The following is a 25184-nucleotide window of genomic DNA, read 5'->3' on the forward strand; positions in this document are numbered from 1 at the left end:
CGCTACATCAGTCTCACCATGCGCGAAATCACCATCCGCCTCGACGACGATCTCCTGGACTTCATCGATCGCCACGCAAACGGCGATCGTGACACATATCTCTCTACTCTTCTGACCCAATACCGCCGTTGGTCAACTCAACAAGAGATTATTCGCGCCTTACAAACCGATACCCAAGATCCCGACTACCAAGCTGAAATGACTCTATGGGATAGCGTCGCAGGAGACGGTATCGATATTAGGGAACTCGCTGTTCAATAAGATTCCTGCGCTGCGTTGCTCACTCGCCCGTGACTGGAAGTCCGGGCTAACTAAGCCAAGTCCACTAAAGGGACTAAAAAGACCGAATTCTGGTTGCTCCAGTCCCTTTAGTGGACTTTGTTCTGTTAGCTCCGATTTTAATCCGGGAGCGGGTGAGCAACGCAGCAGACATGACTTAAAGTGTCTAAACAGTGAACTCATGCCATTAACTCCTCTCCCTCACCCCAAATTTCTACTAACCGTTGCATCATCTGCTCTGCCAAATCCTGCCGCTCGGTCAAATCCTGCGGCAACTTCGCCTCTCTCGACAACGCCACCTCTCGCCCTTCCTCACCCAAAACCTGCGCCGCCCGAATCCCCCACCGATTCGCGGGTTCTTCCCGATAGATCCGCTCCAACATCGCCACAAGCCTCAGCCGCTCTATCTCATCCGGCTCAAGCTCCTGCAACTGCGGCTCATGACTCCCCCGCTCAATCCGCGCAAAAGACTCCACCATCACATCCAAACTCTGCACTTCATTCCACTCCACCTGCTCCGGCAGATCCTCCGGATCAAACAACGGCAAAAAGCCCCACAGCCTCACTTGCTTCTCCGCACAACTCAGCACCACTGTTCCCACTCGCCCCTGCTGCACATCCTCCGGCAACTCGAAAGCCTCACCCCTCTTTACCTGCAAACATCCAACCCGTCCCACACCCACAACATAAACATCATCCGTCAACACTCGATCGACGAATCCCGATCGCACCTCATACCCCTGCCATTGCAAATATTCGGTCACTGCAAGAAGCGCGATCGTCTTCCAGTAAACCTGCTCCCGACCTGCTGCAATCTGTTCAGCCTGAGTGCGAAACTCAGAAGCGATCGGGATAGTAATCGATAAATCTTGCCCGTTCATGATGTCTCCTTAGTAAATTAGTAACCTGCATCAAACAATTGCTTAATCAGCACCAAACACCGCTCATAAAAGGTATTCAATGTTGAATGTGGAACCCCTAATTCTCGCTGCAAGTCCTTCCACCCTTCGCACTGAAGTCCTCGCCGAATTAGTAAAATCTGTGCTGTAATCTCTGGATGCTTTCTGACATGCAGTTGCCCCAGTTCCCCAGTTGGATCAGTGTGAATCAATTCTCGTAATCGCTGCATCTCTTCACACCCCTGCGGAGCCGGAATCGATTCTGCAATATCCGACCATTCCCCATCCGCAACTCGCACCTGTTCTCGCTGCTTCTGTTCTGCTTGCCGCTTGAGTTGATAATCCAAAAGCCGCATCCTCAGATACTTATTCAATCGCGCCAGAATCCGACAATTGCGATCGCTAAATGGCGTTTCAACCGTATCTGCCTCCCAAAGATTGCGCCAGAAGTACCGCCACATTTCGATCTCAGCATCTTCATAATCCGGGTCAGACCGATAAAACAACTTCCCCGACTGCTGAATCTTGCGATAAATCTGATTCCCAATGATCCGACGCTGCACAATACTCGCCGTCAGTCCTCTCTGAATCAGTTCATGCAATTCTCGATCGAGCGGAGACAACGGCTCATCGTGCATCTCATCATCCATAGGTGTCACCTCTGGTTCAGGCAAAGACTCAAACCGCTCCATCTTGCCCTCCCGATCGTGCGACCCCAGGAAATCTTCCGTTCTTTTTCACACGCTCCATTGTTGGCATCCTTCGCCTCCTGTCTTTGAACGCTTTCAACCTATAGACAGGAGAACGACTCCACTTTTACGGGAATCGCTGATTTTTTTTTTATCGATGCTCAAAGTCCCGCAAAATGGGGAATTTAGGGGGCATAAGCCGACATAAACGAAGCCTTTAACCCAACACAGCAGAAACAAAACAGTACAACCTACTCATCGATCGAACTTCTCTCCCCCGTAATTTTCCCTTTCCCAATCTGTTACTCCAATACAGATTACTGAGATGTCACATGCGAAACCTCAATACTGAAATCATCACCGAAATCCTTCACCAATCCCGCGAAAACTTCATCCTCGCCCAACGTTACTATCGCCTCGCCCTCCTAATCACGCGGCTCAGCCTCATTCTCAGCCTGCTCACATTCGGCGCAGTCGCCTCCGGCAAATTCCCCGATCAAACGATCGCCACCGCCACCAGTACCCTCCCCCTCCTCACCTGCATCCAACTCCTCTCCACCGCCCACAAACACCTCGCATCCACCACCCAACAACTCAATCAAGTCCTCGACAATCTCCCCAACTAACTCCACCCCTCACTCAGCAGAATCATCCAACTCCTCTGCTGAGTGATCTCACCCGTTTGCACATCGATCAACCCAATTCGTAGAAGCTTCAATCCATTCGTAACCATCCACCCGCCAAGCGAAAAAAGCTGAGGTCGTCTAATTTTCTTTTTCCTGAATGATGCAGGTTTGCGATGAGCGATCGTGTCTAGAGAGATGCGATCGCTCTTCATTTACTCATCTATAGAATTATTCGGGCTGCGAAGGAAGCCAATCTTCGTCTAAGGCTTGCTCTAGAGTAAACCAAGGCTCTACAGGAACTAGCTTGTCACTCAGTTGGCTTGCTTTGAGAAAAAGCTTTCTGCCATTTTTGTACTGCTTAGAAAAGATATCCTGCAAAAACGATTTCAAGCTTGGACTCGTCTCCAGAAGCTCTTGAATCTGCAACCGGAAATTAGCAACTTCTATATCCCACCCTCTAAAGCAGGTTTCGCGTTCAGATTCCCAGTATTTGATCTTAAGGAGATGTTCACACAACCGCATCAGATAGCTTGAAATGGCGTGTTTTTCACTTCTGCCCAAACTTTCTATCTCCTCAATCAGATTCTCCAGATCAATCTCTCTAAATTCTTGTGCTTTCAATTGGGCAATCGTTTGATCTATCCACAGTTGATAGTCGGTATCGTATAAAGACTTGGAGTTGACTGTGACTTCGGATTTCATCACTGAATGCCTCTATTGATGCCCTCATTCTATCCAGAAAAAATCACTTCAAAATCAAATGCCCCCCGAACAGGATTCGAGAGGCATTACTACTAGGGTTTCGGTTGTTGCTAGCGCTTCTTGCTGAAATAGAAACGGATGAATAGTTTCTCCATTTCAATCCACACAAACATCAACGCACTCACGCCCACACAAACCATCAGTTCATCAAACGGCAGATAATGCGTGCCAAAGAATCTCCGCAACGGTTCAACATACACCAATGCCAATTGCAGAATTGAAGTCAGAACAACTGCACCCCAGACATAGAGATTCGTAAACGGATTCAATTCAATCGTCAAGCGACTATTTGATCGAATCGCGATCGCATGTCCCATCTGAGCTAAACACAGGGTTGTAAACACGATCGTCTTCCAACGATCTGGATCTAATCCACCTGCTGTATTCTTCGTCGTCCAGTCATAAGCCCACACCATCGTTGCAACTGAGAGAATCGCAAGGATAATCCCAATCCGGATCATGTAAGCTCCCAACCCCCGTGCAAAGATGCTTTCACCCGGATGATTCGGCGGACGATTCATCACATTCGGCTCCGCAGGCTCAACTGCTAAAGCTAAAGCGGGCAAACCATCGGTTACTAGGTTCATCCACAAAATTTGCAATGGAGTCAACGGAACACTTCCCGTTGCTGCAACTGCCGGAATCAAGACGACAGAAGCCGCGATCGTAATTACTTCCCCAATATTCGATCCCAGAATGTACTTGATAAATCGTCGAATATTGGTATAGACCACCCGACCTTCTTCTGTCGCAGAAACGATCGTGGCAAAGTTATCATCCAACAACACCATGTCAGATGCTTCTTTACTCACATCGGTTCCGGTAATCCCCATTGCAATCCCGATATCTGCTTGCTTCAGAGCCGGAGCATCATTCACCCCATCTCCGGTCATCGCAGCAATCTGCCCTGTCTTTTGCAACGCTTGAACAATCCGGAGTTTATGTTCTGGAGCCACACGCGCATAGACACTCACACGATCGACATGCGATTCGAGTTCTTGCTGGCTCATTGCTTCTAGTTCACGTCCAATGAGAACTTCATCACCCGGTTTAGCAATGCCTAGATCTTGAGCGATCGCGCTTGCCGTTAATTGGTGATCTCCTGTGATCATCACAGGGCGAATTCCAGCAGTCCGACAGCGTTTAACCGCTTCTCGAACTTCAGGACGAGGCGCATCCAACATATCGACTAAGCCTAACCAAACTAAGTCCTGTTCTGCCCCTTCTTCATCGGTTTCAGATGGAACTCCTTGCAAAGGCTTGTAAGCAAAGCCCAACACGCGCAAACCGTTTCCAGCAAGTTCATTATTGCGCTCTAAAATTTGGCTGCGCTGAACTTGAGTGATTGGCTCAACCTGATCGCCAACTTGAATCTGTTGACAGCGCTCTAAAACAATCTCAGGCGACCCCTTAGTAAACATCAGATAAGGCGTTGCTAAGAAATCTGTCTCAGATTGCAACAAGCCTGCTGCATCTTCAACGATCACACTCATTCGTTTACGATCGCTAGAAAACGGAAACTCTGCGACCCGTGGCAGTTTACTATTCCACTGATCTCGTTCTAATCCTGCTTTTGCAGCAGCCGTGAGTAATGCTCCTTCAGTCGGATCGCCTAGGATGATCCATTCTCCCGCTTCTTGTTGCAGAATCGAGTCATTACACACTGTACAAGCAAGGAGTAAAGCTCTAAATTCCGGCTGTTCTGCAGGGATAATCTTTGTGCCATCGAGCAGAAATTCGCCATCGGGTGCATAGCCTTGCCCTGTAATTTTCGGGCTAGCACTAATCGTATGCAGCGATTGCACGACCATTTTGTTTTGGGTCAAGGTTCCAGTCTTATCCGAACAAATCGTCGTGACAGAACCTAATGTTTCAACAGCAGGCAACTTACGAATCAGCGCATTGCGGCGTACCATGCGCTGAGTTCCGATCGCTAATGTCACCGTAATCACCGCAGGCAACCCTTCCGGCACAACTGCAACTGCCATACTTAAAGACGTTTGCAGCAAATTCTGCAGCAACCCAAAGTTGCGACTGATCAGCAACCCACCGACGACCACGATCGCAACTAAAATTAATGCACCTGTTACGAGCGCTTGGCTCAGTTGATCCATACGTCGTTGCAACGGCGTGGGTTCTGATTCGACTCCCTGAATCTGTGCGGCAATTTTTCCTAATTCAGTTCGCATTCCGGTTCCCGTCACCAAAACCGTTCCGCGACCATTCACAACCTCAGTCCCTTGGTAGGTCATGTTGATGCGATCGGCAGGCATCGCATCTTCTTTGACGGTGATGTTCGCGTTCTTGCTAACGGCTTCTGCTTCCCCTGTCAGGGCAGCTTCTCGAATTTGCAAGTTTGCGGCTTCTAGAATTCGACCATCTGCGGAGACTTGCGTCCCGGCTTCGACGAGCATCACATCGCCTGGCACTAAATATTTAGAATCGACTTCGCTGACTCGCCCACCGCGTAAGACACGAACTCGCGGCGAAGAAAGCTGTTTCAGGGCGGCTAATGCTTGTTCTGCTCGACTTTCCTGGATGTAACCGAGTGCTCCATTTAAAACCACGATCGCTAAAATCGCGATCGTATCTTTGAAAGGAACTTCACCGGGTTTGAGATTTCCTTGCGTCAGGGCGATGATATCCAAAATCCCAGACACTAACGCCACTCCGATCAGCATCAGGAGCATGACGTTTTTAAATTGGTCGATCAGAATTTCCCAGGAGCTACGACCCCCAGATTCTTCGAGTTCGTTCGTTCCGTATTGTTCTAGGCGAGTGGCGGCTTCTTGCTCACTTAATCCTGTGGTGCGATCGCTATTTAACGTCGCCAGTGATCCAACAGTATCGAGCGTATGCCAAGCCGTGTTTGGCGATGGAAGTGAATGACCAGACATAGACTGAAGAGGTTGAGGAATAATGACCTACAGCACCTTATCATAGTGCTAAAGCGTAGAATATGGCACTATTAAATAGTATTATCTTTAAAGCTAGATGATAGAGTCTAGACATTACTGCGTTTCGAGCGCTTTGTGAACCCTCTATTCGTAGAGATTTGTAGTAGAGATTTGCAGTGAGTCATCCCTTTTCTTTTTCTCAACTGATTGGACGACACGCTGAACTAGAGCAGGTCAGCCAAATTTTGTTGGGTGATCATGACATTCTCTTAGCAGGGGTTCCAGGTATCGGTAGACGAACACTCATGCGTGCAGCTGCTCAGGCTTGTAGTGCAAGAGTACTAGAAATCGATTGCCTGCGCGCGACGAACTATTCTCGATTTCTTGAATTGCTGGCAGAAGCGATTATTCAGACGTTCAAGTCTCCAGAGGAACTAGCGTTTATCGATCGTTGGAGTAAGGAGCATCCCTTCATTTTGCGATCGCAACAGGGACGAACTCAACTAGTTTGGCACCCTGTACCGGGCAAGGAATGGACATTGTTTGAGGCACTACTGACCTTGCCGCAGGCTCTAGCCGAGTGGCTCGACAGTCGGGTGGTGATTGTATTTCAGAACTTCCCGCATTTGAAATCATTCGATCGCTCCAACAAATGGGAGCAATATTTGCGCCAGGAAGTCCAGCGACAGAGCCGGGTGAGCTACGCACTGATCGCGACGGTCGCAGAGCGTTGGTCAGAACCGGATGAGTTGCGAGTACTCTCGCTGAGTCCGCTCCCAGATGAAGTGTTACAAACTTGGCTCATCGAAGCAATGGCGGCTGAGAAATTAAAATTTGAGCCAGAAAGCGTAGCGGTGTTTCTGAACTATGTACAAGGGCATTTTGGCGATGCGATTACGTTGGCGCGCCGGATTCGATTGGAAGCAGAAACGATTGTGCAGCCCCACCATGTGGAAAGAAGTGCGATCGCATTAATCGAAGATCTCTCAGTCACGTTTGAATCATTAATTTTATTACTCCCACACAGCCAAGTGCGGGTGTTAGAAAGCTTAGCGCTCGATCCAACCGACAGTCCCCATGCGCGTGAATATATTCAGAAACATAACTTATCCCGAGGCGGAGGCTTACAGGGGGCGCTGGCAAGTTTGGAGCAGAAAGGCTTAGTTTACGGAGCAGAGCTAGGATATCGGATTGCACTCCCGATGTTAGGAGCCTGGATGAAGTATCGACTCTCGTAGAAAAATCATCGTTCCGTGATAAGTGATACTCGATTTTACTTTCCAGGAGAGGTAAAAAATTATATAGTCATTTCATCTATTGTTGTTAGTCAGCACAGAGCATGTCGAAAGCGGGGAGTGCATTGAAGCAGGTGCTGGAATCTCACAGCATCACGCAGTATCAATTGTCTGCAATTATGGGTGTGAATCGATCAAACTTTAGTCGGTGGTTGCGCGGTGAGCGTGATCCATTAGCAGAAGTGGTCGTCGAAATTTACAAAGCCCTCAAGTCAATTAATCCAAAGGCTGCGTCGGAATTTGTACGTCTATACCTGGGGATTGGAGCGGATGAGGAGATTTAGAAGATGGGGAATGGGGCGAACTAAACTATCCCCCACTCCCCCACTCCCCACTCCCCACCCTAGTTAATTCGGCGGAAGTTTGCCTCGGTTAAGGAAATCACAGGTACGATCGAAAAAAGCCTGATCGATGACCTGATATGCCCGACTCCCCATTTTTACGAAATCCGTACGTGCCAGGAAAACCTGTTTCGCCCTTACTGTTTATCGGGCGGACAGGAGAAATCGAAACGGCATTCGATCAAATTCTCAGTCGGGGACACCTCGCAGTTTGGGGCGGCTCTGGAATTGGGAAAACGTCGTTTCTCAATATGATCGCTGCGCCGCAAACTTGGAAGTTTCGCGGACATGATCCGACTCAGGCAGTCGTTGTGCTGCTCAGTTGCCTGGGCGTGACTCCGTTCACCGCAGAAAACTTTTGGCACGAAGTCTTTGTGATCTTGAAAGATGCCCTCGCGAATGAACCAGAAATTGCTGCCGAAGTCGATAAATTTATTGAGCGACGAACTGCAAGTAAAGATTGTTTACGATCGATTCTCCGCATGATTGGCGATCGCAATAAATTCCTCTTACTCCTGATCGACGATTACGATGTCGCGCTTCGTCCTACAGCAAACTACACCGAAGATGATGCCAGCGATTTCTTAAGCGATTGTCGGAATCTCGCCTCTCACTCCAAAGAATCCGATTATTTCGCGAGCATCGTCACCTCATTGCGGCGCTTGAATGAAGCGGGGATCAAACTCAAACCCGGAGAATCCCCTTGGTATAATCACTATCTATTCCAGCCCTTGAAGCCGTTCAGTGAAACCGATGCAGCCTCGCTATTAGGAGGATTGCCGTTGACCCCTGCTCTGCGGGATGGCATTCGCGATATTGCGGATGGCAGTCCTGCCCTTTTACAAGTTGCTGGATACCTTTTATTCCGAGAATTCCGCGCTGAGCGTATTCCAGATAGCGATGCCTTTGCTACAGAATTTCAGCGAGCCACTGAGCATTATTTTGAAGACAACTGGAATCAGTCGAACGATACCGAACAGACGTTATTAATGCTCCTCGCACTGACCCATTTGAAAGGGCGGCTACTGAAGAAACGTTATGACCTCGGTGATACGGATGTAATTTTTAGCCAAAAGGAGCGAGAATTAAGGGATCTCGAAGAACGAGGGGTTGTGGTCTACCAAGTGCAAGAGGGCAAGAAACAGTATCGCTTTGCTTCCTCGCTCATGGAGTGGTGGGTCGTCAAAGAGATCGAGAATAGTGACGAAGAAGCGTTACAAGCCCGACAGCGCACGTTTCTGAATCTCATGAGCCGTCGCCAAGCGGAAACCGTGACCAATGCGATACGCTGGCTTTGGCAGCATAAAGAAGAAATACCATCTATTCTGTCTTGGTTAGGGAAGGTTACATCTGCCCTACCGATTGGTTTCATTCAGGGATAATTCGGAGCGGCGTAAGCCACTGCTTTAGATATGAGTTACTCGATCGAGCGGAGAAATCCATATATTATCGGTCGTCCTATTACCGAACCTGACCGTTTTTTCGGACGCGATCGCTTATTTGAGTTCATCGAAGACAATTTGCTTCAATCAGCTCAAGTGATTTTATTGCACGGGCATCGCCGCATCGGTAAGTCTTCGGTATTGGCGCAAATTCCCAGAGCAATTGACCTCAAAGAGTTTGCATTTGTGCCCCTTTCTCTTGAAGGAGATAGCCGGAAATCGCTGGCTGAGGTGCTGCACGAATTGTCACGCGATTCTGTGCAACAGTTTGACTTGACGATTCAGGTTCCTCCGGTTCAGGCTTTTGCCGAAAATCCGCAAATTTTTATCGATAATTTTATTCCAGCCCTGCGGCGCGAATTAGGCGTTAAAAATATCGTGCTGCTGCTGGATGAGTTTGATACGCTCTACAACGTCGATGTCAAGCAAGCAGCCGAGCATCTGTTCGGGTATTTACAAACGGCGGTCTATGACAATCCGAATTTGTACATTATTCCTGTCGTTGGTCGGCAGTTAGAAGATTTGCCTTTGATGCTCAGTCTGTTTCGAGAAGCGCCGAATCAAGAAGTAGGGCTTCTCGATCAACGCAGTACTGAACAGTTGATCACAATTCCCGCCAAAGGAATTTTAGAATACGACTTAGCCGCGATCGATGGAATTTGGGAATTGACGGCTGGGCATCCCTATTTCACTCAAGTCGTCTGTTTTGCGCTCTTTTCTAATGCTCGGACAGAAAAACGGTGGAGAGTGACGCGATCCGATGTGCGATTTATTGTCGATCGGGCGATCGAACTCGGTGAAGGCGGATTAGGTTGGTTTTGGGAAGGCATTCCCTTGCCGGAACGCGTCGTTTTTTCAGCGGCAGCAGAGGTTCCACGGGCACGACAAATGGAGTTTCCTGAAATTTCGAGCTTAGACTTTAGCGAAGTCGAGCCGTTGCAATTATTGCGCGAATGCGGCGTTGAACTCACTGAACCGATCCGCAAAGCCTTGTTGAATCTGGTGGGCTGGAAACTGTTAAGAACCTCTGGAGTGCGATCGGGAATTCTCCCAGGACAGAAACATCTTTCTATGCCTCCGACTTTGGCAACCTATCGAGTGTCGATCGAACTGGTACGCCGTTGGCTGATTCAGCGGCATCCGGTGCGGCGAGAATTCCGGGGACTCGAAGATCTGAATACAGAAGCCCAAAATTTATACGAAGCCGCAAAATCTGCGCGGCTGCGCGGGATGAATCCGAAGATTGTCAGCCTGTTGAATGAAGTACTGCGACTCAATCCCAATCATTTTGAATCGCTATTTGAACTGGCAGATAGTTTGGCGGAAATGCGACAGTTCGGGCAGGCGTTGAAATATTACAAACGTGCTTATTTAGTCGATGCGGTGCGCGTTCGAGATAGTTATGTTCAAGCGCTGCTCGATTATGGCGAAGAATTGCATAACTTGGGAGAAACTCAAGATGCGATCGCTCACTTAGAAGAAGCCTTAGCGATCGAACCTGAAAATCTACAAATCAGACGATTATTAGAACAAGTCCGCAAAGAGCAGCAGTATATAGAGCATCTGCGAGTGATTCCGATCACGAGTCAGAATCGCGCTTACATTTCCTCGATCGCGGAAATGAATGCGGAACAAGCAGATTTGCAGACCTTACAGCAGAACTTTAATCAGTTAAAAGCGCAAGTCAATGCAGAGGCTCCAATCGATTTGAAGAATCGAGCCTTGGAGCATTTGAATGATTTGCAAGAAGAATTGTTTACTCAGAAGAAAGTCGATGGCTTGACGTTAATTTATGTGTATCAATGGTTCCGAAAGCATTTGCCCAAACCTTTGGTACAGGCGGTGACAGATTTTGTCGATGCAGTCACCGCAACCATTTCTCATTCAGACAAATCACATTGACCTATTCTTCGTCGAGTGGCAGTCCTCGTTTCACACGTCCTTTCGCAAAGAATCGTCCAAATTGTAGTTCATACACTTCATCTTCGTCTTGGGTTTCGACTTCGATATCTGATTTTGCGTAACTGACACAGAGTAATGCATATCCTTGCCGCTTCAACTCGGGTGAGAGTCCGACGGCTTCTGGCTGCTCTAAATGCCCCGATAAAACTCTCACCGCACAAGCGGTACAGGCTCCATTACGGCAGGAGAAGGGAAGTTCAACGCCTTGGGTTTCGCCGCTTTGGAGGATATAGCGATCGCTCGGCACTTCAAAAGAATAAAATTTATTTTCTTGGCGGTGATAAACACGAACAGTATGAAACTCAGGCATGATGATCAACAAATTTTGAATCTTCTCTATTCAGTATGCGACATGTTCTGTTACTATATGAATTCTGCGGCGTAAAAAGCTGCATGGTTTGGAGAGATGGCCGAGTGGTTGAAGGCGCAGCACTGGAAATGCTGTTTACGGGTGACTGTAACGAGGGTTCGAATCCCTCTCTCTCCGTTCTAAAGCATCAGTAGATTAAGGTTTTCAGGAAGTCCTCGAAAATCCGAGGGTTCTTTTTGCTTCAAACATCAAATGCTTTTCACATTCGGTGACACAGGCTTGACAGACTTCGATGCACGATCGCGCAACGTGAGAATAAAGCGGGAACTGCGGCTGATAAAAGATGCGATCGTTCAGCAGAGTTGAGCGCAATCCTGGCAGACTCGCGCCCATTCCGTATCAGTCAGACACACTTGGCACAATGTTCACATTCGGAAGCGCAGTGAACCGCAGCATTAATAATCGACTGATATGGCTGATGAGGCATTGTTCGTTCTCCTAAGTTGAAGCTGAAACTCAACTTAGGAGAATCATCTTGAAGTCGCCCCTACCAAGCGTCAGGCATTCGATTTCTAGTTGAATGAGTCGCTTTATTTCATCCTGGTTTTATTTTTGTATGTTCTTTTAGTCGGTAGGGATAGTTCTATCAAATCCTTAGCCTCAACCCTTGACTCTCTATCTGACTGGAGAGATCAGAATAAAGAGGTTCTATTACTCCAGCCTCTCTCAATGAAACGCTCCATGTTCAATTCTCGATTTTTAAGACGATCTCTCAAGTCAACGACGACCCAAACCGTTGTTGGACTCGTTGCAATTGCTACTCTCGCCGCCTGTTCCACCACAACTGGACAAAATCCTGCTACCAATTCTTCTCCTGCTGCCAGCACGATGCCGGGAATGGATCATAGCAATATGGATCACGGCAGTATGAATCATGGCAACATGATGATGGATTTAGGTCCAGCCGATGCCAGCTTTGATTTACGCTTCATTGATGCCATGACCCCACATCATCAAGGCGCGGTCGAGATGGCAAAAGAGGCGCAGCAAAAATCCAAGCGCCCAGAAATCAAGAAACTGGCAGCCGATATCATCAAAGCCCAGGATCAAGAGATTGGAGAGATGAAGCAGTGGCGGCAAGCCTGGTATCCCAAAGCCAATAGCATTCCGATGGCGTATGACTCGAAGATGGGACAGATGATGCCGATGTCGGCTGATCAGATGAAAGGCATGATGATGGGAATGGATTTAGGGGCTGCGGATAATCAGTTCGATTTGCGCTTTATTAATGCGATGATTCCGCACCATGAGGGAGCCGTTACGATGGCGCAGGATGCTCTGAGTAAATCAAAGCGTCCAGAAATCAAGAAGCTCGCTCAAGAGATTATCGCTTCGCAGGAGAAGGAAATTGCTCAGATGAAACAGTGGCGGAAAGCTTGGTATAACCAGTAACCCATTTCATCTGAGTTTTAGGTTTGGCTGCGAAACTATTGACTGGGTATCTGCTTGCTGCCTTTGGCTCATGCAGACTGTGTCGCAGCCGAATTCCTCCAGATTCTGCTGAACTCAACCTGCCCCGAACCTCTATCAAGGACGCGATCGATGCTTCACATTTCTTACCGTCCCAAGCGTTCTAGCGGTGCTTCTGCAACCGTCTTGGGCTTGTTGCTGATCATAGTAGCTCCCCAAATCACGCTAGCGCATGCTGGACACGGCAACGAGTTTCAGCATGACAGTCAGCCTGTCCAGACTGTGGGAGCGATTGAGGTGGATGCTGCTACCGCAGAACGTATGGGGCTGACAGTGGAATCCGTGAGCCGTCAACGTCTTGTCTCGGGTATCAAAACGACCGGACAGATTGAAGCCCAGCCGAATCAACAAGCAGAGGTAACAACGCCTGTTGGGGGAACCGTGTTGCGATTGTTGGTTAAGCCCGGAGAACAAGTCAGGGTAGGACAACCCGTTGCCATCATGACTAGTCCAGAGCTTGCCGAACTTCGCACCATTGCCCTTGATCGACAGTCCGAAGCAATAGGCAGCGTTCAACAAGCCGAGGCAGATTTACGCCTAGCGCAGCAAAACTATGAGCAGCAGCAGCGAATTGCTCAAGCCGAGATTCAGCAGGCACAAGTGGCGTTAAATGTGGCTCAAGAGCAATATGACCGCGATCGCGACCTTCTTTCTACTGGAGCTATCCCCCGCCGTACCGTTCTAGAGTCCGAATCGAAACTCGCCGAGGCGAAAGCGGCATTTGCAAAAGTTAGAAGTCAGTTGCAAGTCTCTGAAGCTCAGGCACAACTTAAACGCGCCCAGTCTGCCGTTGATGTAGCGCAATCCAAGAGTCAATTGAGTGGGCAGACTTATCAAACTCGACTGAGGCAGTTAGGCGCAAGTGCGAATGAAGACGGGACAATTACCATCACAGCTCCTATTTCTGGAGTGGTCGCAGACCGAGAAGCGACGATCGGCGAATCGGGACAGGATGCGGGCAAAAAGATCATGACGATCGTAAATGGCAGTAGTGTATTGATCGCTGCCGATATCTATGAGAAAGATTTAGATAAAGTTCAACAAGGGCAAGGGGTACAGGTCAGAGTCAATGGCTTGCCGAATCGCATGTTTCGCGGACGAATTAGTGTGATCGGTGCAACGGTGCAAGGTGATACTCGTGTTGTTCCGGTCAAAGCGGAACTCGATAATGCTGATGGTGCGCTCAAGCCGGGAATGTTTGCTGAACTGGAAGTGTTAACAGATCGAACCCCTGTTGCAGTTTTGGCTGTTCCGAAATCCGCGATCGTTGAAACCAACGACAAGAAAAAGATTGTGTTTGTCCAAAATGGTCAAGCTTTCCAACCAACCGAAGTCTCACTGGGTCGCGAATCGGGAGAGTTTGTCGAGGTCACAAACGGGTTATTTGATGGCGATCGCGTGGTTACACAACGAGCCACTCAACTCTACGCGCAATCGTTACGCACTGGGGGCCAGAAAGAAGCGAATCATTCCCCTAACCCTGTGACTTCTCAAAGTTCCATGCCTTTACCGTGGTGGGCAATTCTGCCTATCGGAGGTTTGCTGATCGGATCTACATTCTGGGCAGGGATGTATTGGGCGAATCGTCGTCAACGCTTTGCTTCACCTGTTCCCGCAGAGTCCAATGGATTTCATCCTAATCCAGAGATTGACCTGAATCATTTTCAATCCCAAAACGGCAAATTGCCGACTGAAGTGACCGAGAAACAGTTCGATCGTCCCCAGAATTAGACCTATGCTGAGTTCTATTGTGAGATGGGCGATCGCACGCCGTTGGGTAGTGGTTCTAGGAGCAATTATCGTAACGCTCTGGACAGTTCGCGCCATTCCTCAAATGCCGCTGGATGTCTTTCCACCGTTCGCACCGCCCCAAGTTGAAATTGAGACAGAATCGCCGGGACTTGCTCCCGAAGAAGTAGAGTCACTGGTGACGTTGCCGATTGAAAGTACAGTCAATGGAACGCCTGGAGTGACTGCGGTTCGATCTGCCTCTGCGCCGGGAATTTCGGTTGTTAAAGTCATTTTTGATTGGGGAACCGACATTTTTCAGGCACGGCAGCTTGTCACGGAACGATTACAGCAAGTTCAGACCAAGCTCCCAGAAGGCATCGAAACGCCGCGCATTTCTCCGATTAGTTCGCCGATCGGCACGATTCTCAAAGTCGCCTTTACCATCGAACCCGGAGCGCAAACTTCCATGATGGACGTGCGACGGTTCATCGATTGGCAAGTAACCAATCGATTGTTAGCAGTTCCCGGAGTCAGTCAAGTAACCGCGTATGGGGGTGAGGTTCGACAGTATCAAGTTCTCGTTGATCCCGCGCAACTCAAAGCCTTTGATGTTTCTCTAGAACAAGTTACACAAGCCGCTGCTGCTGCAAATCTCAATGCGCCGGGAGGATACCTGATCACACCGGATCAGGAGAAACTGATTCGAGGCATTGGACGGATTGAATCGATCGAAGACTTAGAGAAATCAGTCATCACCTCTCGCAAAGGTACTCCAGTCCGACTTGCAGATGTTGCGGAGGTGAAAATTGGTGCGGCTCTCAAGCGGGGCGATGGCAGTGTCAATGGTCAGCCTGCTGTGATTGTCATGATCAATAAGCAACCGCAAGCAGACACGCCGACCGTAACCCGTGCGGTAGAAGCCGCGATCGAGGAATTAAAAGCTGGATTGCCTAAAGGTGTGAATGTTGCAGTGACGTTTCGCCAAGATGATTACATTGCTGCATCGGTTGACAATGTGCGATCGGCGCTCGTTGAAGGCAGTGTGATTGTAGCTGCCATTCTGATTCCCTTTTTGATGAACTGGCGTACACTAGCGGTCTGCTTGCTCGACTTTTTTCTCACCTTGCTGTTTGCCTTGCTCGTCTGCTCTTGGTTAGGACTAGGGCTGAACACGATGACGCTAGGTGGGCTGGCAGTCGCGATCGGAACGGCAGTTGATGATGCGATCGTCTATGGCGAAAACACTTACCGCAACTTACGCGAAAATCGCCTATCGGCTCATCCTCGTCCAATGATGGAAGTCATCTACGAAGGTAGCCAGGAGGTGCGGGAATCGCTGATTGGCGCAACACTAATCGGAGCCGTAGTCTTTTCTCCGATTTTTACGTTAAGCGGAGTCGAGGGGCGCATCTTTACGCCGATGGGCATTGCTTATCTGATTGTCGTGGTGGTGTCTAGTTTAGAATCCTTGGTGTTGTCGCCAGCGTTGTGTGCCATCCTGCTACCCCAAGGACGACTACAAGAGAAAGAACCTTGGGTTGCTCGTGCCTGTAAGCGGTTTTATCATCCTCTGTTGCGGTTTGCGATGCGGCGATCGGTGCTGATTTTATCGCTCTCCGCGGCTTTACTGGTGATATCGCTCTCGATCGTTCCCACACTTGGACGACAATTTCTCCCCGAATTTCAAGAGCAAACTTTAGTCAACACCCTGACTCTCTATCCAGGTACTTCACTCGAAGTTACTAATCGAGCTGGATTTGCCCTAGAAGAAGCACTCAAGACCGATCCTCGCTTCAATTACATTCAAACTCGCTCAGGACGCGCTCCAGGAGATGGGGATGCAGGAGGAGTCAATTTTGCCCACTTGGATGTGGATTTAAGTGAAAAGGGTTTGGCAGACCGTCCTGCTGCTATTAATAAGCTACGAGAAGAATTTGCCAAACTTCCAGGTGTTGCAACGGGAATTGGTGGATTTATTTCCCATCGTATGGATGAAGTGTTATCGGGGGTGAGAAGTCAGATTGCGGTCAAAATCTTTGGTGCAGATTTAGAGCAGTTACGGACGATCGGACAACAAATCGAAGCGCAAATGCAAGCCATACCGGGAATTGTCGATTTGCAGCTTGAACCACAAGTGCCGATCAATCAGGTGCAGATTGTATTGAATCGCGATGCTGCTGCACGAGAAGGACTATCCATTGGGCAGTTGGCAACCACGATCGAGACTGCACTGAATGGGCACGTCGTGTCTCAAGTTCTAGAAGCTCAGCAAACGTTTGATTTAGTCGTGTGGCTCAAACCTGAAGCCCGCGATAACCTGAGTACGATCGAGAATCTTCTCATCGATAAGCCCAGTGGTGGCAAAATTCCCCTAGCTCAAGTAGCGACGATTCGTAACGGAACAGGACCCAATACGATCAACCGCGAGAAAGTCTCTCGTCTGATTGTGGTATCCGCCAATGTGAGCGGGAGAGATTTACGATCGACCGTCAACGAAATCCAAGCCAAAATCAAGCAAAACGTTTCGATTCCCTCTGGTTACTTTGTGCAGTACGGCGGACAGTTTGAGGCAGAAGAACGAGCAACTCAAAATATTTTGGTGTTCAGCGCAATCGCATTTGTCATCATTTGCATCCTGATGTATCTCTCAGTGAAGTCCATTGCCTCAACTGCCATGATCATGATCAACTTGCCGATTGGGTTAGTCGGTGGAGTGATTGCAGTTGCACTTACAGGCGGCGTTATTTCTGTTGCGTCGCTGGTTGGATTTGTCACGTTGTTCGGGGTTGCTACTCGCAATGGATTGCTGTTAGTCGATAACTACAACACTAAATTTGCCGAAGGAATGCCCCTCAAAGATGTCTTGATCAAAGGCTCGATGGAACGGCTCAATGCGATTCTGATGACCGCTTTTACGTCGGCTTTGGGATTAGCACCTTTGGTTGTGGCAGGTGGAGCGGGAAAGGAAATTTTGCAGCCGTTGTCGATCGTTGTGTTAGGCGGACTTTTCACCTCAACTGCATTAACCTTGCTCGTGATTCCTGCTCTATATTCGCAGTTTAGTAAGTTTCTCGTGCCCAATTTTCCCCATCATCACCCTCAAAAAAACTATGAACATTAAGCAATCGATCACCCTTACGATAGTCGGTCTAGGACTTCTCTTAGGAGCTTGTAGCAACAACAGCAACACGGCTAAAAATTCAAGTACGAGTCCTGCGGCAACAACACCCACGACGACTGCTTCCCCCAGCACCGCAGCGACTACAGCTAAAACTGAATCCGGTGGAAAGCATGGTGGAAAAGGAGGACAGACTATTGAGACAGGCGTTTACCATCTAGAATTCATTCCCCAACCAGAAGCGAACGGAACCCATTTAGATTTCTACTTACAAAAAGGCGACAATCACGAAGCAGTTCCCAATGCGAAGGTCACAGCGCAAGTTCAACTTCCAGACGGAACCCAGAAAGCTCTAGACATGAAATATGACCCCGTAGATAAACACTACGCGGCTTTACTCCCTGGCACGGCAGTAGGAGAATACAAAGTCGCCATTCTGACCGATATCAGTGGCGAAAAAGTCAACGGTCGCTTTAGTTTCAAAAAGTAGACTGGCTACAAAAAAAGATTGATGCGATGCTCTGTATTAATGGCTCAATTTGACCCGACGCAGCAGCATCGCATTGATCGAGACAATCACAGTCGAAATGCTCATAAATAAGGCTCCAACGGCTGGAGAAAGCAAAATTCCAAATGGATAAGCAATTCCAGCCGCTAAGGGAATGCCAATCACGTTGTATCCCGTTGCCCAGAATAGATTCTGAATCATTTTGTTGTAGGTGGCTTTGGCAAGCTGAAGGGCATAGGTGGCATCGAGTGGATCATTTTTCACTAACACCAAGTCAGCCGACTCGATCGCGACATTGGTTCCTGCCCCGATCGCGATTCCCAAATCCGCTTCAAACAATGCAGGTGCATCATTGATACCATCTCCGACAAAAGCAGTGGGTTTCTCTGCTTTTAATCGTCGCACTAGGGTTGCCTTATCTTGCGGTAGCACTCGCGCATAGTAGCGATCGATGCCCAATTCTGCTGCAACGGTTTTCGCCACCGCTTCTGCATCACCCGTAATCATCACGGTTTCAATGTTCATTTCATGCAATCGCTGAATGGCTTCTCGTGCCCGTTCTCGAATCTGGTCAGCTAATCCAATCACAGCTAGAACTTGTTGATCGTTGAGAAGCACGATCGCGCTTTCTCCTCGCGATTCAATTTCTTGCAATCCTTTTCGTAGCGCTGACGGAAACTTTAAATTCAACTCTTCTGCCCATTCGGGTCGTCCGACTCGATAGCGTTGAGCGTTGACGGTTCCTTCCACACCTCGACCAGGAATCGCTTTGAACTCGCTCGCTTGAACCAGATGAATCTGGCGATGCTCGGCTTCTCCCACAATTGCCTGTCCTAGTGGGTGTTCTGACAACGACTCCAGCGAAGCGGAAATGGTTAACGCGTCTACTTCATCAATGCCATCTGTATCAATGTGCTGCACCCCGAATCGTCCTTCGGTCAGGGTTCCGGTTTTATCAAATGCGATCGCTTTAATATCTCTCGCTCGTTCAAACGCTTCCCGGCTACGAACTAAAATACCGTTCTTCGCAGACATCGCTGTTGCATTTACGATCACCAAAGGAATGGCTAAACCCAACGCATGAGGACAGGTAATGACTAACACTGTAACGGCACGATTGATGGCAAAGGTTAAGCCTGAGTTTGCTGCTAGCCAGACCACAAACGTTAAGGTGCTAACACCGATCGCGATTAAGGTTAACCAATACGCAAGCTGATCTGCTAAGGCTTGATATCGACTTCTAGAACTTTGCGCCTCTTCGACCAGGCGCATAATTTGGCTTAATGTCGTTTTGTCTCCAGTGCGAGTCACTTGAACAGTTAAAGCTCCCTCACCGTTAACGGCTCCCCCAACCACTTCATCACCCATCTGTTTCGTCACTGGGCGAGATTCTCCAGTCAGAAAGGCTTCATTCACACTCGAAGCACCTTCAGTGATTTCGCCATCAATCGGAATTTGTTCTCCCGGACGAATGAGAATACGATCATGCTCGGTTAAGGTACTCACCGAGACATCCTCAATGCGCCCGTTGGTCAATCGATGTGCGATCTCAGGCACTAAATCTGCTAAATGTTCTAAAGCACGACTGGCTCCTTGCACTGAAGCCATTTCAATCCAATGTCCGAGTAACATCACATCGACCAGTGTTGCTAACTCCCAGTAGAAAGGATCACCTGGCAAACCAAACGTCACTGCCAAACTGTAGACAAACGCAACTGTGATCGCTAGCGCAATCAGCGTCATCATGCCAATCTTGCCTCGTAGTTCGTACCAAGCACCTTTCAGGAATGCCCAGCCGCCATAGAAGTAAATGACAGTTGCCAAGATTGGCGTAATCCAATTGCTTCCTTGTAGATCAATCGCCTGATAGCGAAACCATTCTTGAAACAGTGGCGAAAAATAGAGAATTGGCAAAGTCAGCACCAAGCAGATGAAGAACCGCCGCTTGAACATCTCCGGGCTATGCCCTGCGTGTCGGTCATGACCTTTGTGCTGATGATGACCTGCGTCTTGGTGCGGGGCGGGATTAGGCAGATTTGATTCGAGTTGTTGTTCATGATCGGCGTGCCCAACATATCCCGGATCAGAATGATGTGGATGATTCGAGTGGTCGTGGTGCATGATGGATCGCTCCTCGATCGTGGATCGTTTGCCTTATATTCATATTGGCGAAGAATTCTCAAATTGCTATGAAAGATTGGGTGCGTTTAGGCAAGATCAACCTTGAGATAGAGCAATGTTCGTGTGAACAATAATGTTGAGCCGCAAATATTTCATAGCAATTTTATGATGTTGTGCAAGCTTGAGAATAGAACTGCTATGGATACTCACTTAGGCGTTACTCATGTTTCTAATCTGAGTATGAATGTACGTCAGACTAGCACATCAGGAAGCACGTGAAGCCCTAGCAGAATTTGGAAAGGAGGATTCACACCATACTGTTTTGTTGATTTAAACTCCGTTGGCGATCGCTCACAACTTCCTCATAATTTAGACCTAGCTTAGAAAAGAAGAGTCTAATATTTCTAGACTTTTACAAGGAGGGAACATCATCATGAGAAAAATATTGCTTTACAGTTTTGCAGGGCTATTAACTAGTAGCACAGTTATAGGACTACTCAATATCAGTCGTATCGAAAGTCTCAGTGCCGCACCTACTTCTCAAACTCCTGCTAACAGATCACATTCTCCTCAACGACCCATCATGGGACAAGTTGATCGTCACTTCATTGAAAGGATGATTCCACACCACGAGGAAGCCGTAGAGATGGCTCAATTAGCTTCCAGTCGGGCTAAACATTCTGAAATTAAGAGGTTAGCTGCATCTATTATTCAAGACCAAACCCGCGAAATTAACCAGATGCGAACCTGGTACAAGGCTTGGTACGGGACAAACGTTCCAGCAGTGTCGTCTGGAATGGGCAGGATGGGGAACCGCTCAGGAATGATGGGGAACCACTCAGACAGGATGGGAATGCACCAAAGCGGAATGAGCATGGAGATGGATTTGCAGGCATTAAAAAATGCGCCCGACTTCGATCGAGAATTTATCCGCCAAATGGTTCCCCATCATCAAATGGCAGTCCACATGGCTCAGATGCTGCTGAATCGGACTAATCGTCCCGACATGCGGAATCTTGCTCAATCAATGATCAAATCTCAGACGGCTGAAATTACTCAAATGCAGCAGTGGAACCAAGCCTGGTATCGGTAAATTTTCCCCTATTCCAGAAGGAGCCTAAGCCTTAAGTTGATTGAAAAAAATTCTATGCGAATACTATTAGTTGAGGATGAACCAGATTTAGGGGCGGCAATTCAGCACGCCCTCAGTCGGGATAAGTATGTTGTGGATTGGGTTCAAGATGGCACAGAAGCGTGGAACTGTCTTGATAATTCCCAAGTTCATTACACCTTAGCGATCTTCGACTGGTTACTACCAGGACTATCTGGGATTGAGCTTTGTCGGCGGCTACGATCGCAGTACAATCCCCTCCCGATTCTAATCTTGACAGCAAAAGACTGTATGGAAGATAAAGTCATGGGACTCGATGCCGGAGCCGATGATTACCTCGTCAAACCGTTCGGCATGGCAGAACTGCGGGCACGACTACGAGCCTTACAGCGTCGATCGCCTCAATTTCAGCCACCCCAGCTTCAAGTTGGTTATCTCCTTTTGGATTACAGCACAGCTACGGTTCAAACAACTCAGCCTCAGCAACAAACGATTCCTCTGACAGCTAAAGAATTTCAGCTTTTGGAGTATTTTATGCAGCATCCCAATCAGATTCTCACTCGCGACCAATTAATGAATCAAGTTTGGGATTTACAAGCTGATCCCATCAGCAATGTGGTTCCTGCCCAAATTCGTCTTCTGCGGCGTAAGTTAGCGGACTATGGCTGTGAAGGGCTGCTAGAGACTGTCTACGGGCTAGGCTATCGCCTGAATGCTAAAGGATAGCGATGCAACAGAACCAACTCTTCAACCGAACACGCTGGCGATTAGCAAGCTGGTATACCGGAGTCATGAGCTTGATTCTAGTCATGGCTGGAGGTGTGGCTTATCAGTTGCTCACTGAGGCGCACTGGCACGCTCTACATCAAGAGCTAGAATCTGTTTCAGGCACCCTACACGACGGGCTAGAACCGATCTTGGAGCAGCCTGGACAGATCAACGATCGTGTTTCTCAACTCCTGCCAGGGCTGTGCCTCACTTCAACGCTTTGTGCTGAACCGACAGAAGAACGTCATGTTTTAGGAGCCGTACAGCAAGAAGGATATTACATGCGGTTTCTCGATCAATCTGGACAACTGATTGCGACAAATGGACATCCTCCGAAAGCAATTTCAGATCAGCTACAACAATCTCTCTGGCAAACGCTGGAAACGCCTGACGGAAAACGCTATCACCAAATCTCTATTCTTCTCAAGAATAATCAACATGCTCCTTGGGGCTACTTACAGGTAGGTCGATCGCTGCAAGAATTCGACCACTATTTGGCGACCTTGCGGCTTACTTTTCTGCTAGGACTGCCGATCACTATTCTTTTTGTGATTGCTGCAAGTTGGTGGTTAGCTGGATTAGCGATGCGACCCGTGTATCGCTCGTATCAACAAGTGCAGCAATTTACAGCAGATGTTGCTCACGAATTGCGAACGCCTTTGGCTGCGACGAAAGCCACGATTGAATCTGTTCTAGAACTCGAAACATTACCAGAACCAGAAGCTCGAAATACGCTATACACGATCGAGCGCCAGAACAATCGCCTCGCTCAACTGGTTCAAGATTTGCTGCTCTTGTCTCGCATGGATCTGCAAGTCTTGCCTGTGAAACATCAACCGTGTTGCCTGAATTCTTTGCTGACAGATGTGTTAGATGAATTTAGTGCAATGGCGATCGCGGCTGATATTGATCTCAGACTGGATATTCGAGTACCTTATCCTGTTTATGTCCTAGGTAACGAGGAACAGCTTTTTCAGTTAATCGCTAACTTAGTCACAAATGCCATTCAATACACACCTGCGGGTGGCAACATTACAGTTTCGCTGGGCTGTGACTCGAACCATGCAGTGATTCAAGTTCGAGATACAGGAATTGGGATTGCTTCTGAAGACCAGCCGCGAATTTTTGATCGATTTTATCGAGTTAGCCGCGATCGCTCTCGCCAGACTGGTGGAGCCGGATTAGGACTCGCGATCGCACTTGCAATCGCGAAGCAACACAATGGCAACATTCTAGTTCAGAGTGCGATTGGTCAGGGAAGTGAATTGATCGTTCGCTTACCACTCAAATGAACGCACTACCTTCTACAGAGGTGATGAGCGCGAGGAGCTTATCTGCTGATCACCGAAACACTAGCCATGTGCCCAAAAGCTTTCATGAAACACCACAATTCCTTGGGGAACCTTCTTGGTAAACGGCAAGACTAGGAAAAACTCTGGTGGAACCCCTTCATAAATCAGTTCTGGAACGTTCCGGAAACCAAAGCGCTGATAGTAGTTCGGATCACCCACAAGAGCACAACCCTGTCCGCCCATCTCTTTTAGCAAAGACAACCCCTCATTGATGAGCGATGTTCCAATCCCTTGTTTTTGATGGCTAGGTACTACTGACACAGGACCGAGACCATACCATCCCTCTGAACCGTCAGAAAGGGTGACAGGAGAAAAAGCGACATGCCCAACAACCTGGTCGTCCTGCTCTGCTACAAGCGACAAAGTTAGTGCGCCTGAGTTGCGTAATGCCTGGATGATAAATTGCTCGGTGTGATTGCTGATTGGAAGGGTCTTGAAGGCAGATATTGTGACTTGGGTGATTGCTTCAATATCGGATGGAGTCTCTTTTCTGACAATCATTTGAATCTCTCGTTTATTGTTGCATTGCTGTTACGACTCGTATGACGACCAACCCCGCTGGAACAAGACGAGCAAGGTTGGACTATTGCAAAGCTGACGGGCAGCTTCACGATCGAACCGTTCGATCGCGACTGCCTCAAATTTGATTCTCTCACTGAGCGAGTCCGCAATTCTCGAACTGAAGATTTCATTTCAGAACGTTACGATCGCGGTTCAAAGCTTGGTTTCGCCACTACTGCAATTCCCAGTACGCGAATTTGATGTCGATGTAAAACTTGTATTGCAGCTCTCGCTGTTGCTCCAGTGGTGTAAATATCATCAATCAATAAAACGGGGCAGTTTTGTGTTGCCCCTTTGCCGATCGCAAATGCTTGTGTCAACGTTTGCTCTCGACCCTGAGGCGACAATCCAAACAAAGCCTCAGTTGCCCGAATTCGCTGCAATCCCTTGGGCTGATGAGCATTCCCGGTGATCTGACAAAATGCCCGTGAAATTAGCTCTGCCTGGTTATAACCGCGTTGCTGTTGTTTCTCAAAATGCATCGGAATCGGAATCACCGTCAGCTTTCCTGGATGCAATCTTGCTTTGAGCCACGATCGTCCTAATTCCTCGCCGAGTAACATACCTAACTCAGGATGACGCTCATATTTCAATGCCGCGATCGTACGCTTGAGCGTATCCGTATAGTTTCCCCAAGCAAAAATTCGCTGCTTCCAGAACTGTGTGGGGTCTGAAAATTGATCTCGGTCTAATCTTTTCCGACAGCTTGCACAAAGATAGGTTGAGGTAGAACGATCGCACAACGGGCAAGACTTCTGCAAAATCAGACTTAAAACCCCGTCTAACATCACGCTTCACCAGAAAACCGATCTCAACGTTCCCAAACATTCATTTATTCTGATCAATTCCAGATTGCTCGATCGAGTCTCGTACAATCGAAAA

Annotated in this window: 22 protein-coding genes and 1 tRNA gene; 14 read left to right on the forward strand and 9 right to left on the reverse strand. The window is 48.3% G+C overall.

Annotated features, from left to right (window positions below):
• Nucleotides 1-18 precede the first annotated feature (18 nt).
• Nucleotides 19-261: a CopG family transcriptional regulator gene (locus tag ACMUEV_RS24140; protein ID WP_190653609.1), complete on the forward strand. Its 243-nt coding sequence runs from the start codon at nt 19-21 to the stop codon at nt 259-261.
• A 197-nt stretch (nt 262-458) separates the two neighbouring features.
• On the opposite strand, the gene ACMUEV_RS24145 is transcribed toward ACMUEV_RS24140, so the two are convergent.
• Nucleotides 459-1160, reverse strand: coding sequence for a DUF1822 family protein (locus ACMUEV_RS24145; RefSeq protein WP_190653610.1), 702 nt, complete (start codon nt 1158-1160; stop codon nt 459-461).
• 17 nt (nt 1161-1177) lie between these two features.
• On the reverse strand, nt 1178-1870 hold the full coding sequence (locus ACMUEV_RS24150; RefSeq protein WP_190653611.1) for a hypothetical protein: 693 nt from the start codon (nt 1868-1870) through the stop codon (nt 1178-1180).
• 329 nt (nt 1871-2199) lie between these two features.
• Between ACMUEV_RS24150 and ACMUEV_RS24155 the strand changes: the two genes are divergently transcribed.
• Nucleotides 2200-2493 (forward strand): hypothetical protein, encoded by a 294-nt coding sequence (locus ACMUEV_RS24155; protein ID WP_348251542.1) that lies wholly within the window; start codon nt 2200-2202, stop codon nt 2491-2493.
• A gap of 228 nt (nt 2494-2721) precedes the next feature.
• On the opposite strand, the gene ACMUEV_RS24160 is transcribed toward ACMUEV_RS24155, so the two are convergent.
• Both ACMUEV_RS24160 and ACMUEV_RS24165 read right to left on the reverse strand, forming a co-directional pair.
• Entirely contained in the window at nt 2722-3195 is a 474-nt protein-coding gene (locus ACMUEV_RS24160; RefSeq protein ID WP_190653613.1) for a DUF29 domain-containing protein, read from the reverse strand.
• Between the two features lie 110 nt (nt 3196-3305).
• On the reverse strand, nt 3306-6152 hold the full coding sequence (locus ACMUEV_RS24165) for a cation-translocating P-type ATPase (RefSeq protein WP_017286534.1): 2847 nt from the start codon (nt 6150-6152) through the stop codon (nt 3306-3308).
• 176 nt (nt 6153-6328) lie between these two features.
• Between ACMUEV_RS24165 and ACMUEV_RS24170 the strand changes: the two genes are divergently transcribed.
• The 4 genes from ACMUEV_RS24170 to ACMUEV_RS24185 all read left to right on the forward strand — a co-directional run bounded on the left by ACMUEV_RS24170 (nt 6329) and on the right by ACMUEV_RS24185 (nt 11132).
• Nucleotides 6329-7390, forward strand: a complete 1062-nt coding sequence (locus tag ACMUEV_RS24170; protein ID WP_017286533.1) for an AAA family ATPase — start codon at nt 6329-6331, stop codon at nt 7388-7390.
• Between the two features lie 101 nt (nt 7391-7491).
• Entirely contained in the window at nt 7492-7731 is a 240-nt protein-coding gene (locus ACMUEV_RS24175) for a helix-turn-helix domain-containing protein (RefSeq protein ID WP_017286532.1), read from the forward strand.
• Between the two features lie 137 nt (nt 7732-7868).
• On the forward strand, nt 7869-9170 hold the full coding sequence (locus ACMUEV_RS24180; protein ID WP_017286531.1) for an AAA family ATPase: 1302 nt from the start codon (nt 7869-7871) through the stop codon (nt 9168-9170).
• Nucleotides 9171-9200: 30 nt separating this feature from the next.
• Nucleotides 9201-11132, forward strand: a complete 1932-nt coding sequence (locus ACMUEV_RS24185; RefSeq protein WP_190653614.1) for a tetratricopeptide repeat protein — start codon at nt 9201-9203, stop codon at nt 11130-11132.
• A 1-nt stretch (nt 11133) separates the two neighbouring features.
• On the opposite strand, the gene ACMUEV_RS24190 is transcribed toward ACMUEV_RS24185, so the two are convergent.
• Complete coding sequence (locus ACMUEV_RS24190) at nt 11134-11502, reverse strand: 2Fe-2S iron-sulfur cluster-binding protein (protein ID WP_017286529.1); 369 nt, start codon at nt 11500-11502, stop codon at nt 11134-11136.
• A gap of 90 nt (nt 11503-11592) precedes the next feature.
• On the opposite strand from ACMUEV_RS24190, the gene ACMUEV_RS24195 reads away from it, so the two are divergent.
• A tRNA-Ser gene (locus ACMUEV_RS24195) sits at nt 11593-11679 on the forward strand.
• 27 nt (nt 11680-11706) lie between these two features.
• On the opposite strand, the gene ACMUEV_RS24200 is transcribed toward ACMUEV_RS24195, so the two are convergent.
• Nucleotides 11707-11895, reverse strand: a complete 189-nt coding sequence (locus tag ACMUEV_RS24200) for a hypothetical protein (protein ID WP_190653615.1) — start codon at nt 11893-11895, stop codon at nt 11707-11709.
• 348 nt (nt 11896-12243) lie between these two features.
• Here ACMUEV_RS24200 and ACMUEV_RS24205 point away from each other — a divergent pair, with 348 nt between their 5' ends.
• From ACMUEV_RS24205 to ACMUEV_RS24220, 4 genes are all read left to right on the forward strand, one after another.
• Nucleotides 12244-12954 carry a DUF305 domain-containing protein gene (locus tag ACMUEV_RS24205; RefSeq protein WP_199329740.1) on the forward strand — a complete coding sequence of 237 codons (711 nt, stop codon included), beginning with the start codon at nt 12244-12246 and terminating at the stop codon, nt 12952-12954.
• Between the two features lie 150 nt (nt 12955-13104).
• Nucleotides 13105-14763: an efflux RND transporter periplasmic adaptor subunit gene (locus ACMUEV_RS24210; protein WP_190653617.1), complete on the forward strand. Its 1659-nt coding sequence runs from the start codon at nt 13105-13107 to the stop codon at nt 14761-14763.
• Between the two features lie 4 nt (nt 14764-14767).
• On the forward strand, nt 14768-17884 hold the full coding sequence (locus ACMUEV_RS24215) for an efflux RND transporter permease subunit (RefSeq protein WP_190653618.1): 3117 nt from the start codon (nt 14768-14770) through the stop codon (nt 17882-17884).
• A complete protein-coding gene (locus tag ACMUEV_RS24220) occupies nt 17874-18371 on the forward strand; it encodes a hypothetical protein (protein ID WP_190653619.1) in 498 nt (165 codons plus the stop codon). The genes ACMUEV_RS24215 and ACMUEV_RS24220 overlap by 11 nt, the downstream gene beginning before the upstream one ends.
• A gap of 36 nt (nt 18372-18407) precedes the next feature.
• On the opposite strand, the gene ACMUEV_RS24225 is transcribed toward ACMUEV_RS24220, so the two are convergent.
• A complete protein-coding gene (locus tag ACMUEV_RS24225; protein WP_190653620.1) occupies nt 18408-20510 on the reverse strand; it encodes a heavy metal translocating P-type ATPase in 2103 nt (700 codons plus the stop codon).
• Nucleotides 20511-20943: 433 nt separating this feature from the next.
• Here ACMUEV_RS24225 and ACMUEV_RS24230 point away from each other — a divergent pair, with 433 nt between their 5' ends.
• The 3 genes from ACMUEV_RS24230 to rppB are packed head-to-tail and all read left to right on the forward strand — an operon-like array spanning nt 20944 to nt 23681.
• Nucleotides 20944-21603 (forward strand): DUF305 domain-containing protein, encoded by a 660-nt coding sequence (locus ACMUEV_RS24230; protein WP_190653621.1) that lies wholly within the window; start codon nt 20944-20946, stop codon nt 21601-21603.
• A 54-nt stretch (nt 21604-21657) separates the two neighbouring features.
• Nucleotides 21658-22347 (forward strand): two-component system response regulator RppA, encoded by a 690-nt coding sequence (rppA, locus tag ACMUEV_RS24235; protein WP_190653622.1) that lies wholly within the window; start codon nt 21658-21660, stop codon nt 22345-22347.
• A gap of 2 nt (nt 22348-22349) precedes the next feature.
• Complete coding sequence (gene rppB / locus ACMUEV_RS24240) at nt 22350-23681, forward strand: two-component system sensor histidine kinase RppB (RefSeq protein ID WP_190653623.1); 1332 nt, start codon at nt 22350-22352, stop codon at nt 23679-23681.
• A 60-nt stretch (nt 23682-23741) separates the two neighbouring features.
• Here rppB and ACMUEV_RS24245 read toward each other — a convergent pair whose 3' ends face one another.
• Nucleotides 23742-24242 (reverse strand): GNAT family N-acetyltransferase, encoded by a 501-nt coding sequence (locus tag ACMUEV_RS24245; protein WP_017286519.1) that lies wholly within the window; start codon nt 24240-24242, stop codon nt 23742-23744.
• A gap of 200 nt (nt 24243-24442) precedes the next feature.
• Nucleotides 24443-25090, reverse strand: coding sequence for a ComF family protein (locus ACMUEV_RS24250; protein ID WP_190653624.1), 648 nt, complete (start codon nt 25088-25090; stop codon nt 24443-24445).
• Nucleotides 25091-25184 lie beyond the last annotated feature (94 nt).

This window comes from Leptolyngbya sp. FACHB-1624 (assembly GCF_047649235.1).
GTDB lineage: Bacteria > Cyanobacteriota > Cyanobacteriia > Leptolyngbyales > Leptolyngbyaceae > Leptolyngbya > Leptolyngbya boryana.

Excerpts from the sequence above, each read along its gene's own strand:
- ACMUEV_RS24140 (WP_190653609.1), top strand. The coding sequence starts at position 19 with ATGCGCGAAATCACCATCCGCCTCGACGACGATCTCCTGGACTTCATC.
- ACMUEV_RS24145 (WP_190653610.1), bottom strand. The coding sequence starts at position 1,160 with ATGAACGGGCAAGATTTATCGATTACTATCCCGATCGCTTCTGAGTTT.
- ACMUEV_RS24150 (WP_190653611.1), bottom strand. The coding sequence starts at position 1,870 with ATGGAGCGGTTTGAGTCTTTGCCTGAACCAGAGGTGACACCTATGGAT.
- ACMUEV_RS24155 (WP_348251542.1), top strand. The coding sequence starts at position 2,200 with ATGCGAAACCTCAATACTGAAATCATCACCGAAATCCTTCACCAATCC.
- ACMUEV_RS24160 (WP_190653613.1), bottom strand. The coding sequence starts at position 3,195 with ATGAAATCCGAAGTCACAGTCAACTCCAAGTCTTTATACGATACCGAC.
- ACMUEV_RS24165 (WP_017286534.1), bottom strand. The coding sequence starts at position 6,152 with ATGTCTGGTCATTCACTTCCATCGCCAAACACGGCTTGGCATACGCTC.
- ACMUEV_RS24175 (WP_017286532.1), top strand. The coding sequence starts at position 7,492 with ATGTCGAAAGCGGGGAGTGCATTGAAGCAGGTGCTGGAATCTCACAGC.
- ACMUEV_RS24180 (WP_017286531.1), top strand. The coding sequence starts at position 7,869 with ATGCCCGACTCCCCATTTTTACGAAATCCGTACGTGCCAGGAAAACCT.
- ACMUEV_RS24185 (WP_190653614.1), top strand. The coding sequence starts at position 9,201 with ATGAGTTACTCGATCGAGCGGAGAAATCCATATATTATCGGTCGTCCT.
- ACMUEV_RS24190 (WP_017286529.1), bottom strand. The coding sequence starts at position 11,502 with ATGCCTGAGTTTCATACTGTTCGTGTTTATCACCGCCAAGAAAATAAA.
- ACMUEV_RS24200 (WP_190653615.1), bottom strand. The coding sequence starts at position 11,895 with ATGGGCGCGAGTCTGCCAGGATTGCGCTCAACTCTGCTGAACGATCGC.
- ACMUEV_RS24205 (WP_199329740.1), top strand. The coding sequence starts at position 12,244 with ATGTTCAATTCTCGATTTTTAAGACGATCTCTCAAGTCAACGACGACC.
- ACMUEV_RS24210 (WP_190653617.1), top strand. The coding sequence starts at position 13,105 with ATGCTTCACATTTCTTACCGTCCCAAGCGTTCTAGCGGTGCTTCTGCA.
- ACMUEV_RS24215 (WP_190653618.1), top strand. The coding sequence starts at position 14,768 with ATGCTGAGTTCTATTGTGAGATGGGCGATCGCACGCCGTTGGGTAGTG.
- ACMUEV_RS24220 (WP_190653619.1), top strand. The coding sequence starts at position 17,874 with ATGAACATTAAGCAATCGATCACCCTTACGATAGTCGGTCTAGGACTT.
- ACMUEV_RS24225 (WP_190653620.1), bottom strand. The coding sequence starts at position 20,510 with ATGCACCACGACCACTCGAATCATCCACATCATTCTGATCCGGGATAT.
- ACMUEV_RS24230 (WP_190653621.1), top strand. The coding sequence starts at position 20,944 with ATGAGAAAAATATTGCTTTACAGTTTTGCAGGGCTATTAACTAGTAGC.
- rppA (WP_190653622.1), top strand. The coding sequence starts at position 21,658 with ATGCGAATACTATTAGTTGAGGATGAACCAGATTTAGGGGCGGCAATT.
- rppB (WP_190653623.1), top strand. The coding sequence starts at position 22,350 with ATGCAACAGAACCAACTCTTCAACCGAACACGCTGGCGATTAGCAAGC.
- ACMUEV_RS24245 (WP_017286519.1), bottom strand. The coding sequence starts at position 24,242 with ATGATTGTCAGAAAAGAGACTCCATCCGATATTGAAGCAATCACCCAA.
- ACMUEV_RS24250 (WP_190653624.1), bottom strand. The coding sequence starts at position 25,090 with ATGTTAGACGGGGTTTTAAGTCTGATTTTGCAGAAGTCTTGCCCGTTG.